15 protein-coding genes are annotated in these 12,401 nt (G+C 66.8%); 10 read left to right on the top strand and 5 right to left on the bottom strand.

The window, feature by feature from the left end:
• Nucleotides 1-89 precede the first annotated feature (89 nt).
• The 5 genes from DM194_RS03255 to DM194_RS03235 all read left to right on the top strand — a co-directional run bounded on the left by DM194_RS03255 (nucleotide 90) and on the right by DM194_RS03235 (nucleotide 5,233).
• Nucleotides 90-554 carry a 6,7-dimethyl-8-ribityllumazine synthase gene (locus DM194_RS03255; protein ID WP_111065901.1) on the top strand — a complete coding sequence of 155 codons (465 nt, stop codon included), beginning with the start codon at nucleotides 90-92 and terminating at the stop codon, nucleotides 552-554.
• A gap of 35 nt (nucleotides 555-589) precedes the next feature.
• The gene (gene nusB / locus DM194_RS03250; protein ID WP_111065900.1) at nucleotides 590-1,180 is read left to right on the top strand and encodes a transcription antitermination factor NusB; all 591 of its coding nucleotides are present in this window, start codon (nucleotides 590-592) and stop codon (nucleotides 1,178-1,180) included.
• A 50-nt stretch (nucleotides 1,181-1,230) separates the two neighbouring features.
• Nucleotides 1,231-2,223 carry a thiamine-phosphate kinase gene (gene thiL, locus DM194_RS03245; RefSeq protein WP_111065899.1) on the top strand — a complete coding sequence of 331 codons (993 nt, stop codon included), beginning with the start codon at nucleotides 1,231-1,233 and terminating at the stop codon, nucleotides 2,221-2,223.
• A gap of 204 nt (nucleotides 2,224-2,427) precedes the next feature.
• Entirely contained in the window at nucleotides 2,428-2,886 is a 459-nt protein-coding gene (locus DM194_RS03240) for a hypothetical protein (RefSeq protein WP_111065898.1), read from the top strand.
• Between the two features lie 244 nt (nucleotides 2,887-3,130).
• Nucleotides 3,131-5,233, top strand: coding sequence for a sodium-translocating pyrophosphatase (locus DM194_RS03235; RefSeq protein WP_111065897.1), 2,103 nt, complete (start codon nucleotides 3,131-3,133; stop codon nucleotides 5,231-5,233).
• Between the two features lie 191 nt (nucleotides 5,234-5,424).
• Here the strand turns inward: DM194_RS03235 and nrdR are convergent, their stop codons facing one another.
• From nrdR to rpiB, 3 genes are all read right to left on the bottom strand, one after another.
• Entirely contained in the window at nucleotides 5,425-5,892 is a 468-nt protein-coding gene (nrdR, locus tag DM194_RS03230; protein ID WP_111065896.1) for a transcriptional regulator NrdR, read from the bottom strand.
• A 20-nt stretch (nucleotides 5,893-5,912) separates the two neighbouring features.
• Nucleotides 5,913-7,214: a serine hydroxymethyltransferase gene (gene glyA, locus DM194_RS03225; RefSeq protein ID WP_111067711.1), complete on the bottom strand. Its 1,302-nt coding sequence runs from the start codon at nucleotides 7,212-7,214 to the stop codon at nucleotides 5,913-5,915.
• A gap of 148 nt (nucleotides 7,215-7,362) precedes the next feature.
• Nucleotides 7,363-7,800 (bottom strand): ribose 5-phosphate isomerase B, encoded by a 438-nt coding sequence (gene rpiB, locus DM194_RS03220; RefSeq protein ID WP_111065895.1) that lies wholly within the window; start codon nucleotides 7,798-7,800, stop codon nucleotides 7,363-7,365.
• A 555-nt stretch (nucleotides 7,801-8,355) separates the two neighbouring features.
• Here rpiB and DM194_RS03215 point away from each other — a divergent pair.
• Nucleotides 8,356-8,799, top strand: a complete 444-nt coding sequence (locus DM194_RS03215) for a Ros/MucR family transcriptional regulator (RefSeq protein ID WP_111065894.1) — start codon at nucleotides 8,356-8,358, stop codon at nucleotides 8,797-8,799.
• 181 nt (nucleotides 8,800-8,980) lie between these two features.
• Here DM194_RS03215 and DM194_RS03210 read toward each other — a convergent pair whose 3' ends face one another.
• On the bottom strand, nucleotides 8,981-9,445 hold the full coding sequence (locus DM194_RS03210) for a hypothetical protein (protein WP_111065893.1): 465 nt from the start codon (nucleotides 9,443-9,445) through the stop codon (nucleotides 8,981-8,983).
• A gap of 406 nt (nucleotides 9,446-9,851) precedes the next feature.
• Entirely contained in the window at nucleotides 9,852-10,112 is a 261-nt protein-coding gene (locus tag DM194_RS03205) for a DUF6898 family protein (protein WP_111065892.1), read from the bottom strand.
• Between the two features lie 189 nt (nucleotides 10,113-10,301).
• On the opposite strand from DM194_RS03205, the gene DM194_RS03200 reads away from it, so the two are divergent.
• The 4 genes from DM194_RS03200 (at nucleotide 10,302) to DM194_RS03185 (ending at nucleotide 12,371) form a co-directional block, all read left to right on the top strand.
• Nucleotides 10,302-10,814, top strand: coding sequence for a YciE/YciF ferroxidase family protein (locus DM194_RS03200; RefSeq protein ID WP_111065891.1), 513 nt, complete (start codon nucleotides 10,302-10,304; stop codon nucleotides 10,812-10,814).
• A 148-nt stretch (nucleotides 10,815-10,962) separates the two neighbouring features.
• On the top strand, nucleotides 10,963-11,430 hold the full coding sequence (locus DM194_RS03195) for a hypothetical protein (protein WP_246024266.1): 468 nt from the start codon (nucleotides 10,963-10,965) through the stop codon (nucleotides 11,428-11,430).
• Between the two features lie 44 nt (nucleotides 11,431-11,474).
• On the top strand, nucleotides 11,475-11,885 hold the full coding sequence (locus tag DM194_RS03190; RefSeq protein WP_111065890.1) for a hypothetical protein: 411 nt from the start codon (nucleotides 11,475-11,477) through the stop codon (nucleotides 11,883-11,885).
• A 15-nt stretch (nucleotides 11,886-11,900) separates the two neighbouring features.
• Nucleotides 11,901-12,371: a GNAT family N-acetyltransferase gene (locus DM194_RS03185; protein ID WP_111065889.1), complete on the top strand. Its 471-nt coding sequence runs from the start codon at nucleotides 11,901-11,903 to the stop codon at nucleotides 12,369-12,371.
• Nucleotides 12,372-12,401: the final 30 nt, after the last annotated feature.

The following is a 12,401-nucleotide window of genomic DNA, read 5'->3' as shown; positions in this document are numbered from 1 at the left end:
CGCCCATGCGGCCGAAGCCCGACCGGCGGATGAGGTCAGATGAAGCCAAAGCGAACGCAAATTCGCTTTAAGGAACAGAACGCCGCCGGATGACCGACACGCCCCATATCATGGTCGTGGATGCCCGCCTCCACGAGGACATCGCCGATGAGTTGGCGCGTGGCGCCGTCGCGGAACTGGACCGCGCCGGCGCCACGCACATCCGGTACGGCGTGCCCGGCTGTCTGGAACTTCCGGCGGCGATCATGTACGCCATCCGCTCGATGGATTTCTTCACCGCCCGCAAGCGCTTCGACGGCTATGTGGCGCTGGGCTGCGTGATCCGGGGCGAAACGACGCGGTACGAAACGATCTGTGCCGAAAGCGCCCGCGGCCTTCAGGATCTTGCCCTGCGCTACAGTCTGGCGATCGGAAACGGCATCCTGACGGTGGAAAACCGCGAACAGGCCTGGGGGCGCGCCAATGTCGGATCGGTCAATATGGGGGGCCGCGCCGCGCGGGCCTGCCTTGACATGATTGACCTGAAGCGCAAATTCCGCCTCTATCCGCGCTGACCCCGACATCTCCTCTCTTTTAGCGACAGCAGATCATGAGCAACGACGACGCGGGCAGCCCCGTGACACCCGATCACACCCCCAAGGGCGGCGACTCCAAGGGCAAATCGAAGTCCCGCAAGAACAAGACCGGCGGCGGCTCCGCCAAGGCGCGCCGCAAGGCCGCCCGTCTGGCCGCGGCCCAGGCGCTGTATCAGATCGATCTGGCCCAGGCCCCGGTCGAGAATGTCGTCGGCGAGTTCGTCGCCCACCGGCTGGGCGAGGAGATCGACGGCGACAAGTTCGTCGCCGGCGACCCGCAGCTGTTCGCCGACATCGTCCGCGGCGTCGTCCACCGCCGGGCCGAGGTGGACGGGGTGCTGGGCGCGGCGCTCGACCCGCGCTTCCCGCTCGACCGGCTGGAGTTGCTGCTGCGGGCCATCCTGCGCGCCGGCGCCTATGAGATCGCGGTCCATATGGACACCCACCCGCGCATCCTCATCAGCGAGTATGTCGACGTCGCCCGCGCCTTCTTCTCCGGCCGCGAGCCGGCGATGGTGAACGGCGTGCTCGACCACGTCGCCCGCGCGCTGCGCGCCGACGACCTCGCCAAGCCCGACCCCGGCCGCGGCTCGGGCGAGGAGTGATAGAACCGCTCTCTCCCGGGGCGGGAGAGGGTGAGTGCGTGAAGGCACCCATGACCATTCCCCCCCTCGGTGAGTTCGGCCGCATCACGCGTTTCTTCAAGCCGCTGGCCGCCGGGTTTCCCGGCGCCCGCGGCCTTCGGGACGATGCCGCCGTATTCGGGGTGCCGGAGGGGCGGGAACTGGTGGTCACCACCGACGCAATCGTGGCCGGGGTGCATTTCTTCCCCGACGATGCGCCGGCCGACATCGCGGCCAAGCTGATGCGCAGCAACCTGTCCGACCTCGCCGCCATGGGGGCGGAGCCGCTGGCCTACACGCTGGTCACCGCCCTGCCCCGTGGGCTGGACGAATCCTGGCTGGAAGGCTTCGCCGCCGGGTTGGGCGAGGAGCAGCGGCAGTTCGGCATCGCACTGGCCGGCGGCGATTCGGTCTCCACCACCGGCCCGATCACCCTGTCGGTCACCGCCTTCGGCCTGGTCCCCACCGGCCGCGCCCTGCCGCGCTGGGGCGGGCGGCCGGGAGATCGCGTCTTCGTCACCGGCTGCATCGGCGACGCCGCCCTGGGGCTGGAGATCGCCTATGGCCGGCTCGACATCCCGGATGAGGAAACCGGCGCCCAACTGCTGCGCCGCCTGCGCCGGCCCGACCCGCGCATGACGGTGGGGCCGCGCCTGATCGGGCTCGCCAGCGGCGCGATGGACGTGTCGGACGGGCTGGTGGCCGACCTTGGGCATCTCTGTGAGGAGTCGGGCTGCGCCGCCCTGCTGCGGACCGGCATGGTGCCGCTGTCGGATGCGGCGCGTGACGCCATCGACGGCGACCCCGCCCGGCTGGCGCTGGCCATCACCGGCGGCGACGATTACGAGCTGCTGTTCACCGCCCCGCCCTCGGCGCGGGATGCGCTCGCCGCACTGGCCGCACACAGCGGGGTCGCAATCACCGAGATCGGCGAACTGACGCCCGGCCTGCCCGGCGAGGTCACGGTACTGGACGGCGCCGGAGCCAGCCTGCCGCTGACCCGCCGCGGCTGGGACCATTTCTGACCGCCTGCTCCCCTCCCCCGCTCCTTTAAAGCGCATTGCAATCCGATTTGGATCGCGACGGCGGTCCCGGCCGCCCATGCGGCCGAAGCCCGACCGGCGAATGAGGCCATCTGAATCCAAAGCGAATGCAAATTCGCTTTAAGACAATCGAAAGCATGACCGGCGCAGGGTTCGGCAATTCCGTGTCTGCAAAGGTGTTCCGAGGTGGTCAAGGCCCTGATCGTGCTCGTCCTGGGCATCGTGCTGCTGGGCGGCGCAGGCTTCGGCGGCTGGTTCGTCTACCAAAAGTATTTTACCGAACAGGCGGACGCGCCGCCGAAGAAGGTGGAGCCGCCGCCGAAGCCCCCCACCGCCTTCGTCCGTCTGCCGCCGCTGGTGGTGCCGATGATCGGCCCGTCCCGAGTCGAGCAGTTCGTGACCGTCGTCGTGGCGGTCGAGGTGCGTTTGGACAAGCAGCCGATGGCCCAGGCCAACCAGCCGCGCCTGACCGACGCCTTCCTTACCGCTCTCTATGGGGGCATCGCCGACCAATCGATCCTCAGCGGTGCATTGGTCAATATTCCTGCCGTAAAGGCCAAATTGATCGAGGCCGCCGGCAAAGTCATCGGCAAGGACGCCGTGCAGGACGTTCTGGTTCAGGCGGTTACGCAGCGCAATCTCTGATCCCGCGCCTGTTTTCCTGAAACCCACGCCTGTTGTGCGGCGCAGAATATCGCCACTACCCATAAAGGACAGGTCCGCCTGCCGCCGATTCGTCGCGCCGCCCTGGACCGGGCGACGGTTGCAAAGCGGCGGCACCGAGAGCATGCTTTTTCCGGGAATACTTGCGCCCGACTTCTCCCCCATTTGATTACGGTTGGGAGACAGCCTTTCCTGGGCGCGACCTTGAAATCAATCGGGGGATGCGATGGCTTTAGCGTTCATCGTCATCATCGCCGCCGGCCTGCTCGCGCTGGCCTACGGTTATCGCACCGGAAAAGAAGTCATGGCCGCATCGCCGGGATCGGAGCGGATGCAGGCCATCGCCGCAGCGGTGCAGGAAGGGGCGCGTGCCTATCTGAACCGCCAATACACGACCATCGCCATCGCCGGCGTGGCCCTCCTGGTCATCCTGTGGGTGACGCTGGGCTTTCCGGTGGCCCTGGGCTTCCTGATCGGCGCCGTGCTGTCGGGCAGCGCCGGCTATGTCGGCATGAACGTGTCGGTCCGCGCCAACGTCCGCACGGCGGAAGCGGCGACCAACGGGCTGGCGCCGGCGCTGGACATCGCCTTCAAATCGGGGGCGATCACCGGCATGCTGGTGGTCGGGTTGGGGCTGCTGGGAGTCGGCGGCTATTTCGGCATCCTGACCCTGGTCTACCGCGTCAACGACCCGGTGGAGGTCCGCACGATCCTGGAGGCGCTGGTGGCGCTCAGCTTCGGCGCGTCGCTGATCTCCATCTTCGCCCGGCTGGGCGGTGGCATCTTCACCAAGGGGGCCGACGTCGGCGCCGACCTCGTCGGCAAGGTGGAGGCCGGCATCCCGGAGGACGACCCACGCAACCCGGCGGTCATCGCCGACAATGTCGGCGACAATGTCGGCGACTGTGCCGGTATGGCCGCCGACCTGTTCGAAACCTACGCCGTCACCATCGTCGCCACCATGCTGTTGGCGGCGATTTTCTTTTCTGGCGGCGTGTTGCGGCTGATGCTGGTCTATCCGCTGCTGATCGGCGCGGTGTGCATCCTGGCCTCGGTCGCCGGCACCTTCGCGGTGAAGCTGGGCGCCGACAACGCCATCATGAAGGCGCTGTACAAGGGGCTGATCGTCGCGGCCGGGCTGTCGCTGGTGCTGATCCTGATCGTCACCGCGATCATGTTCGGCTTCACCCGCGCCATCCCGATGGCGGACGGAACCTCGATCAACGGCGTCAACCTGTTCGTCTCGGCCCTGGTGGGCCTGGGCGTCACCGGGCTGCTGGTCTGGATCACGGAGTTCTACACCTCCACCGTCTTCCGCCCGGTGCGCAGCGTCGCCAAGGCGTCGGAGACCGGGCACGGCACCAACGTCATCCAGGGCCTTGCGGTGTCGATGGAATCGACCGCCCTGCCGGTGATCGTCATCTGCGCCGGCATCCTGATCGCCCATGGCCAGGCCGGCGTCTTCGGCATCGGCATCGCCGCGACGACGATGCTGGCGCTGGCCGGCATGGTGGTGGCGCTCGACGCCTATGGGCCGGTCACCGACAATGCCGGCGGCATCGCCGAGATGTCGGACATGCCCGCCAGCATCCGCGTCACCACCGACGCTCTCGACGCCGTCGGCAACACCACCAAGGCGGTGACCAAGGGTTATGCCATCGGCTCCGCCGGTCTGGCTGCGCTGGTCCTGTTCGCCGCCTATGTCCAGGATCTGAGCCATTACTTCCCGAACGTGCCGGTGGAGTTCCGGCTGAACGACCCCTATGTCGTCGTCGGCCTGCTGGTGGGCGGCCTGCTGCCCTATCTGTTCGGCGCCATGGGCATGACCGCCGTCGGCCGCGCCGCCGGTTCGGTGGTGGTGGAGGTGCGCCGCCAGTTCCGCGAGATCCCCGGCATCATGGAGGGCACCGCCAAGCCCGACTACGGCCGGGCGGTGGACATGCTGACCCGTGCCGCCATCAAGGAGATGGTCATCCCCTCGCTGCTGCCGGTGCTGGCTCCGGTGGTTCTGTACATCGTCATCGCCGCCATCGGCGGTCAGGCGGCGGGCTTCGCCGCGCTGGGCGCGATGCTGCTGGGCACCATCGTCACCGGCATCTTCGTCGCCATCTCGATGACGTCGGGCGGCGGCGCCTGGGACAACGCCAAGAAATACATCGAAGAGGGCAACCACGGCGGCAAGGGATCCGACGCCCACAAGGCGGCGGTGACCGGCGATACCGTCGGCGACCCCTACAAGGACACCGCCGGCCCGGCGGTGAACCCGATGATCAAGATCACCAACATCGTGGCGATCCTGCTGCTGGCGATCCTGGCGCAGTTCGGGTGAGGGATCGAGCGGGGGCGGGGCATCGTCATGTGCCCCCCTCCCCCAAAATGCGCTCATACCGGCGGGCCAATGAATTGACCTGCCGTATCGCGTTCAAACGCCACGCAGGCTTTACCGCGCCCATGGGGGCGCGCCGCCGCCGTCGCGGCGCCGGCGAACGCTTGAAAGGTCGGTTCAAGCGTTCGCCGGTATCACATTCCCGGCGAGGCTTCCGGCGCCAGCTGTTCGACGAACTCGTTGAAGTCTGACGCCTCGCGGAAGTCCTTGTAGACGGAGGCGTAGCGGATGTAGGCGACCTGATCCATCGTCTGCAGCGCCTCCATGATCTTCTCGCCGATCTGCTTCGACGGAATCTCGCTTTCGCCGGAGGACTCCAGCTGACGGACCATGCTGTTCACCACCCGGTCGATGCGGTCGGCATCGATCGGGCGCTTGCGCAGCGCGATCCTCATCGACCGCAACAGCTTCTCGCGGTCGAAGGGCTCGCGCTGGCCGTTGCTCTTCACCACCGTCAATTCGCGCAGCTGGACGCGTTCGAAGGTGGTGAAGCGGGCGCTGCAACTGGGACAGAAGCGCCGCCGGCGGATTGCCGAGTTGTCTTCGGTCGGGCGCGAGTCCTTGACCTGGGTATCCTCGTTTCCGCAGAACGGGCAGCGCATCTGTCGATCACCTTGTCGCGTCAGAGGGTGGGATAGATCGGGAACTGGCGGCACAGTCCGCGCACGCGCTCACGCATCGCCGCTTCCACCGCCGTGTTGTCGCCGGAGTTGCTGGCGGCCAGCCCGTCCAGGGTCTCGACGATCATCTCGCCGACCTGGCGGAACTCGGCGGTGCCGAAACCGCGGGTGGTCGCCGCCGGGCTGCCCAGGCGGACGCCGGAGGTGATCATCGGCTTCTGCGGGTCGAACGGCACGCCGTTCTTGTTGCAGGTCATGCCGGCATGCTCCAGGCTGGCTTCCGCCGCCTTGCCGGTCAGGTTCTTCGGACGCAGGTCGACCAGCACGATGTGGCTGTCGGTGCCGCCCGACACGATGTCCAGCCCGCCGTCGATCAGCGTCTTGGCCAGGATCTGGGCGTTGTCGACCACCGCCTGGGCGTAGGTCTTGAACTCCGGACGCAGCGCCTCGGCGAAGGCCACCGCCTTGGCGGCGATGACATGCATCAGCGGACCGCCCTGCAGGCCGGGGAACACCGCCGAGTTGATCTTCTTGGCGATGTCCTCCTTGTTGGTCAGCACCATGCCGCCGCGCGGGCCGCGCAGCGTCTTGTGGGTGGTGGTGGTGACCACGTCGGCGTAGGGGAACGGGTTCGGATAGACGCCGCCGGCGATCAGGCCGGCATAGTGGGCGATGTCCACCATGAAGATGGCTCCCACCTCGTCCGCGATGGCGCGGAAACGCTCATAGTCGAGAACGCGCGGATAGGCGGAGCCGCCAGCGATGATCAGCTTCGGCTTGTGCTCGCGGGCCAGCGCCTCGACCTGGTCGAAGTCGATCAGGTGGTCGTCCTTGCGCACGCCGTACTGCACGGCCTTGAACCACTTGCCCGACATGTTCGGCGCGGCGCCGTGGGTCAGGTGGCCGCCGGCGGCCAGCGACATGCCCAGGACGCAGTCGCCCGGCTGCAGCAGGGCCAGCAGAACCGCCTGGTTCGCCTGGGAGCCGGAGTTGGGCTGCACGTTGGCGAAGTCGCAGCCGAACAGCTTGCAGGCGCGCTCGATGGCCAGGTTTTCCGCCACGTCGACGAATTCGCAACCGCCATAGTAACGCTTGCCCGGATAACCCTCGGCATACTTGTTGGTCAGGACCGAGCCCTGCGCCTCCAGCACCGCCTGCGAGACGATGTTCTCGGAGGCGATCAGCTCGATCTGCTCCTGCTGGCGGACCAACTCGTCGCGAACCGCGCGGGCCAGTTCGGGATCGGTCTCGGCGAGCGAGGCGGCGAAGAAGCGGCCGATCTCGGCGGTGTTGCTGCTGGTCATGGCGGAAGATTCCTCATCGAAGGACATGAAGCGGTCCGGGCGGCCCGGACGGGCGGCTTCCATACTGGTCGGTCCGGGTTCTGTCGCGCCCCGGTTGCGGGCCTCTGCGGCCGAATGCTGGGCCAGGAAAGGGCGGCGCCGGCGGCGCTCAGCCCATCTTGGCGATGCGGCGGCTGTGGCGCTCGCCGCCTTCGAATTCGGCCTTGAGAAAGGCGTCCACGCAATCCTTGGCGATTTCCGGCCCGATGATGCGCGCGCCCAGTGCGATCACGTTGGCGTCGTTGTGCTCGCGCGACAGGCGCGCGGTGGTGACGTCATGGACCAGGGCGGCGCGGATGCCGGGATGGCGGTTGGCGGCGATGCTGATGCCGATGCCGCTGCCGCAGATCAGCACGCCCCGCTGCGCCCGGCCGTCGGTGACGGCGGCGGCCAGCGCCGCGGCGAAATCCGGGTAATCGACCGAAGCCGGACCGTCGGTGCCGAGATCGAGGACGGTGTAGCCGGCGGCCTCCAGTTGCCGGGCGATCTGAGCCTTCAGCTCGTAGCCGGCGTGATCGGAGGCGAGTGCCACAGTGCTGACGGTCATGACGACGGAAACTCCGGTGCGTGCGGTAGCGGATGCGGTGATGGGCGAAGCGGCGAAAAGACGCCCGTACCCTACCAGATGTCGGTGCAAACCGCCACAGCCACACCATGACATGGATGCATGGCTAGGATCGGGCCGGGGGCGTCCCGCTTGCCCAGGCGTGCCGCCCCGCCCCGCCCCGCCCCGCCGGCCTCGATCGGCCCCGTGCGGCGCGGCAATCGACTCCCGCAAAAGTTGTTGCCCTGTTTTCACCCCTTCGTCGCCGAATCGTGGAAGCAAGGGAAATAGCCGATTCGTTATAGGATTGCGAAATCAGTCAATTGCCGCATCCCTGTCTTCGGAAAATCGCAAGCCGGTCCTTACTAGACGCGCCTTAAAGCCGCGACACAGCCACGACGCGACGACGGTTTTCAGCGAAAGCTGATTTACGCCTTGCTCCTTTGTTCTGAATCGCAAGAGCAACTGATTTGACGCTTGCCGGAATTATATTGACACTCAAATCACGGTATGCAACTTGGTTCGTACGGACAAATGAAAATGCCAGGACACAGTGCAATGAGCGACCAGCTTCGCGCCGATGTACCGGACAATGCGCTGCTGCGGATGACCGCCGACATCGTATCGGCGTATGTCAGCAAGAACGTGTTGCCTGCTCAGCAAATCCCCGACGTGATCAATACGGTCTACTCGTCGCTGACCGGACTGAATGGTCAGCCCCGCGAGGTCGCGGCGGAACCGCTGAAGCCGGCCGTTCCGATCCGCAAGTCGGTGACGCCCGAATACATCGTCTGCCTGGAAGACGGGAAGAAGTTGAAGATGCTGAAGCGGCATCTTCGTTCGACCTACAACATGTCGCCGGACGAATACCGCGCCCGCTGGGGACTTCCGGCGGACTATCCGATGGTCGCGCCGAACTATGCGGCGCAGCGTTCGGAATTTGCCAAGCGCATCGGCCTGGGCCGCAGTTCCGGCCGCCAGACCCGCCGCAAGGCCGGTTGAACGAGAGTGAGTCCGTATGCAACGCGGACCGGTCCCCGCCGGGATCAGGTCCGTGTGCGTGTTCGGCCGGTACAGGCCATATCGGATTGATTGAAGACGCGTCCGGCCCTCACGGTCGCCGAAGGCCGGCGTCAAAAGCCGGCCCGGTGTTCGGGCCGGCCCGGGCGGTGGACGGTACGCCTCAGTCGGCGCAGCCCTTCCGGCCCGACAGGCGGCAGTTGAAGCGGTCGACATTACGGCTCAACTCGCGCCCCGTGGCGATATTCTCGTCATTCAGGCAGTTCAGGTAGGCCATCGTCTTGTCGACATACTCCTTCACTTCGCCCTGACAGGACGACATCCTGTCGGCGCTGACGAAGGTGTCGCGATCGTCCATGCACAGCGGAACTCCCGGCTTCAGGCAGCCGGCGGCGGGCGTCGTCGGCTGGGGAGCCGTGGCCGGGCCGGCCTGCTTGTCGCCGGACCGCGTTCCCGCCTGCCCGCCATGACCTTGACCACCATGTCCCTGTGCGATCTGGGCGCCGGCATTCGGCCCTCCGCCCGGCTGCGCCGGCCCGGCGGCGGTCGCCGCCTGGGAAGCCAGCAGGGTTGCCGCCAGCGCCGTCGACAAGAGTGACACGCGCAGGAAAGCCGTCACACGAACCATTGCCTCGATCCTCTGGTGTTTCGGTCCTTTGCTCCGGAGGCCAGCCGGCCCCGCAAGGCCGGTCCGGAAGCGATCCGCCCAAATCCGCCGATCACGAGCCGAAGGAACGGCCCGAACGGACGGCGCGGAAGAACGTTCTTCTTATGCGCCATTCGTTCAGCGATGCGCGGTTCTACAAGCGTTACACCCCCTGCGCCAGTGCCAACGGGCAGGCATAGGTCTACTGTCGGGGTCGAGCGGTTCGCTCTACGACCGGCAGTCCGGCGTAACAGCTTGGACCGTCGGCGGGGGTATGCCGGCGCTCACCATCAGCAAAGCCAGACTTCGATCCGCGCCGCCCGGTTCCGACCGGCGGCGCGTTTTCTTTTCCCGATCCCGGATCCGGCTCTCCGGCCCCCCTTGACGGTCAGTAGAGCCCGCCCGGCCGCGTCTTGGTGCCCGGCTTCTGGCCCGGCGCCGGCTTGCTCTCCTTGCTCTGGGCCTCCTTGTTCTGGACAAAGCGCAGTTTGTTGATCGCCGTCCGCTTCAGCAGTTCCTGGCTGCCGGTCGCCGGACCGGCCACCGTCACCTCCACGCCGGTCTGGGCATCGATGGCGGTGACCCGCAGATAGCTGCCGACCCGCTGGAACTCGAACAGGACCTCGCCGTCCCCATTTCCCGCCGTCATATCAATTCTCCTTCGGCGCCCATTCGCCTGCCCTTCCGTCGGTCCCTTCGCCCGATGGGCAGTCTCCGTTGGAAACTGCAACACCCGGCTGTCGCCGCTGTTCTCCACGCTGCCGATCCGGCGCGCAGGAGTTCCCCGCTCCGCAAAGACCCGCCGGACGGACATTCATAGCGAGGAAGGACCGTCACCATGGCTGCCAAGACGATGCAGGATCTGCTGATCGAGGATCTCCGCGACATTTACCACGCCGAGAAGCAGATCACGAAGGCCCTCCCCAAGATGATCAAGGCCGCCCATTCCGAACAGCTCCGCAAGGCCTTCGAAGCCCATCTCGAACAGACCCACGGCCAGGTCGAGCGGCTGCAGCAGGTCTTCGAGGAACTGGACACCCGCCCCCGCGGCAAGCATTGCGACGCGATGGAGGGGCTGATCAGCGAAGCCCAGGAAATCCTCGAAATGGGCCTCGCCCCGGAGGTGCAGGACGCCGCCCTGATCGCCGCCGCCCAGAAGGTGGAGCATTACGAGATCGCCAGCTACGGCACGCTGCACGCCTATGCCACCGCCTGCGGCCTGGACAAGGTCGCGCAACTGCTGGACGAGACACTTCAGGAAGAGAAGGACACCGACTCCCTGCTGAACAAGCTTGCCATCGGCGACGTGAACAAGAAGGCCATCGCCGCCAGCGGCAAGAAGGCCGCCTGACGAAAGCAGCCTGACGAAAGCAGCCTGACGAACGCCGGCAGGCCGTGACCAATCGCACCCGGGCCGCCCGCCGGCCCGGGCCGCGGTTGCAACGCCCGTGCGGGACCGGTAGCATCCAGGGCTGTCCGGTTCTTCGCGGTGTCTTGCCATGCGTGGCCTTCTGCCTGCCTGCCCCTCCCCCCACCCCCATCTTTCAGCGGCGCGCTTCGCCCTGTACCTGTTTTTGACGCTGGCTGGCATCCTGACGGCCATTTTGCCGGCATCCGCGGCCGAAGGAGCGCCGGGCGCCCTGCCTCCGTCGGTACGGATCAAGCCGCTGCTGGTTCCGGTGGTGAACGGGGGCCGGATCGAGAAATACACCCAGGTGGAGGTGAACCTGGAGATCGGCGACGCTCTGCGGCTGGGCGAGGTGCAGTTGAGCATCCCCCGCCTGCACGACGCCGTGCTGACCGCCATCTACAAGGGCATCGACGAGGGCTGGATCGTCCGCGGCAACATCGCCAACGTCCCGGCCCTGCGCCGCCGCATCGACGAATCGATGGTCGCCATGTTCGGCAAGGACGTGGTCACCCGCATCCTGATCACGCCGATCGCACGCCAGTCTTCGCTGCAGTAACCTGCTTGCAACGTTTTTCCTTCAAGAAAGAGGATCGAGTCGTCATGGCCGTCGTCTTCGTCGCGCGCAGCGCCGCCCTGACCAAATGGGCGTCCGACGTCGGACAGGGAAAGCACATCTTCAAGCTGGGCGTCGCGGAGGACGAGGCGGCGGTCAAAACCGCCGTCGCCGCCGGCTGGGGCGGCGAGACCGACTGGAAGCTGATCGCCTCCCAGGAGATCGACGGGCTGGACGAGGAAACCGCGCTGACCCGGCTCGGGCGGCGCGAGAAGGTGATCGACCCCACCTATTATCCGCGGCTGAAGGGTGCCGCCGGCGTCTTCCGCATCGCCCTGACCAATGTGCAGAACAGCCTGCTGGTCGCCAGGGCGATGACCGCCGACGAGCCGCTGACCGAAATCAAGGTCAAGCCCAAGGACATCGCCGACTACATGATCCGCAACGCGATCGCCTGACCCGCAGCCGTCCCGATGTCCAATCCGCACATCCGCCGCGTCGCCTTCGACGCGCTCGGCCTTCGCGAACTCCATGACCTGTTGGCCCTGCGCAGCCGGGTGTTCGTGGTCGAGCAGGCCTGCCCCTACCCCGACATCGACGGCCGCGATCCCGGCGCCCTGCACCTGATCGCCAGCGATGCGTCCGGCGCCATCGTCGGCTGTGCCCGTTGCCTCGATCCTGAAGAGCCTGATGACGGGGGCCGGGATGCCCCGGTCTCCTTCGGACGGCTGGCGGTCGATCCGTCACAGCGCTCCACCGGGCTGGGGCGGGCGCTGGTCGCCGAAGCCTTGGCGGTGCTGGCGGAGCGCTGGCCGAAGCGCGACGTGGTCATCGGAGCCCAGGAGCATCTGGAGCGCTTCTACGGCGGTTTCGGCTTCGTCCGCATCACCGAGCCCTACGACGACTTCGGAATTCTCCACATCGACATGCGGCTGCGCCGCTGATCCATCGCTGTCGCCAAATCGATGCGACAC

Source organism: Azospirillum ramasamyi, from assembly GCF_003233655.1.
GTDB classification, from domain to species: domain Bacteria; phylum Pseudomonadota; class Alphaproteobacteria; order Azospirillales; family Azospirillaceae; genus Azospirillum; species Azospirillum ramasamyi.
This window is presented reverse-complemented; position numbering and strand designations above follow the sequence as displayed.

Bases quoted from the DNA above. Each gene is read 5' to 3' on its own strand.
- DM194_RS03215 (WP_111065894.1), top strand. From the start codon at position 8,356: ATGAGCGACCAGCTTCGCGCCGATGTACCGGACAATGCGCTGCTGCGG.
- DM194_RS03190 (WP_111065890.1), top strand. From the start codon at position 11,475: ATGGCCGTCGTCTTCGTCGCGCGCAGCGCCGCCCTGACCAAATGGGCG.
- DM194_RS03235 (WP_111065897.1), top strand. From the start codon at position 3,131: ATGGCTTTAGCGTTCATCGTCATCATCGCCGCCGGCCTGCTCGCGCTG.
- DM194_RS03195 (WP_246024266.1), top strand. From the start codon at position 10,963: ATGCGTGGCCTTCTGCCTGCCTGCCCCTCCCCCCACCCCCATCTTTCA.
- glyA (WP_111067711.1), bottom strand. From the start codon at position 7,214: ATGACCAGCAGCAACACCGCCGAGATCGGCCGCTTCTTCGCCGCCTCG.
- DM194_RS03210 (WP_111065893.1), bottom strand. From the start codon at position 9,445: ATGGTTCGTGTGACGGCTTTCCTGCGCGTGTCACTCTTGTCGACGGCG.
- nusB (WP_111065900.1), top strand. From the start codon at position 590: ATGAGCAACGACGACGCGGGCAGCCCCGTGACACCCGATCACACCCCC.
- rpiB (WP_111065895.1), bottom strand. From the start codon at position 7,800: ATGACCGTCAGCACTGTGGCACTCGCCTCCGATCACGCCGGCTACGAG.
- thiL (WP_111065899.1), top strand. From the start codon at position 1,231: ATGACCATTCCCCCCCTCGGTGAGTTCGGCCGCATCACGCGTTTCTTC.
- DM194_RS03255 (WP_111065901.1), top strand. From the start codon at position 90: ATGACCGACACGCCCCATATCATGGTCGTGGATGCCCGCCTCCACGAG.
- DM194_RS03200 (WP_111065891.1), top strand. From the start codon at position 10,302: ATGGCTGCCAAGACGATGCAGGATCTGCTGATCGAGGATCTCCGCGAC.
- DM194_RS03185 (WP_111065889.1), top strand. From the start codon at position 11,901: ATGTCCAATCCGCACATCCGCCGCGTCGCCTTCGACGCGCTCGGCCTT.
- nrdR (WP_111065896.1), bottom strand. From the start codon at position 5,892: ATGCGCTGCCCGTTCTGCGGAAACGAGGATACCCAGGTCAAGGACTCG.
- DM194_RS03205 (WP_111065892.1), bottom strand. From the start codon at position 10,112: ATGACGGCGGGAAATGGGGACGGCGAGGTCCTGTTCGAGTTCCAGCGG.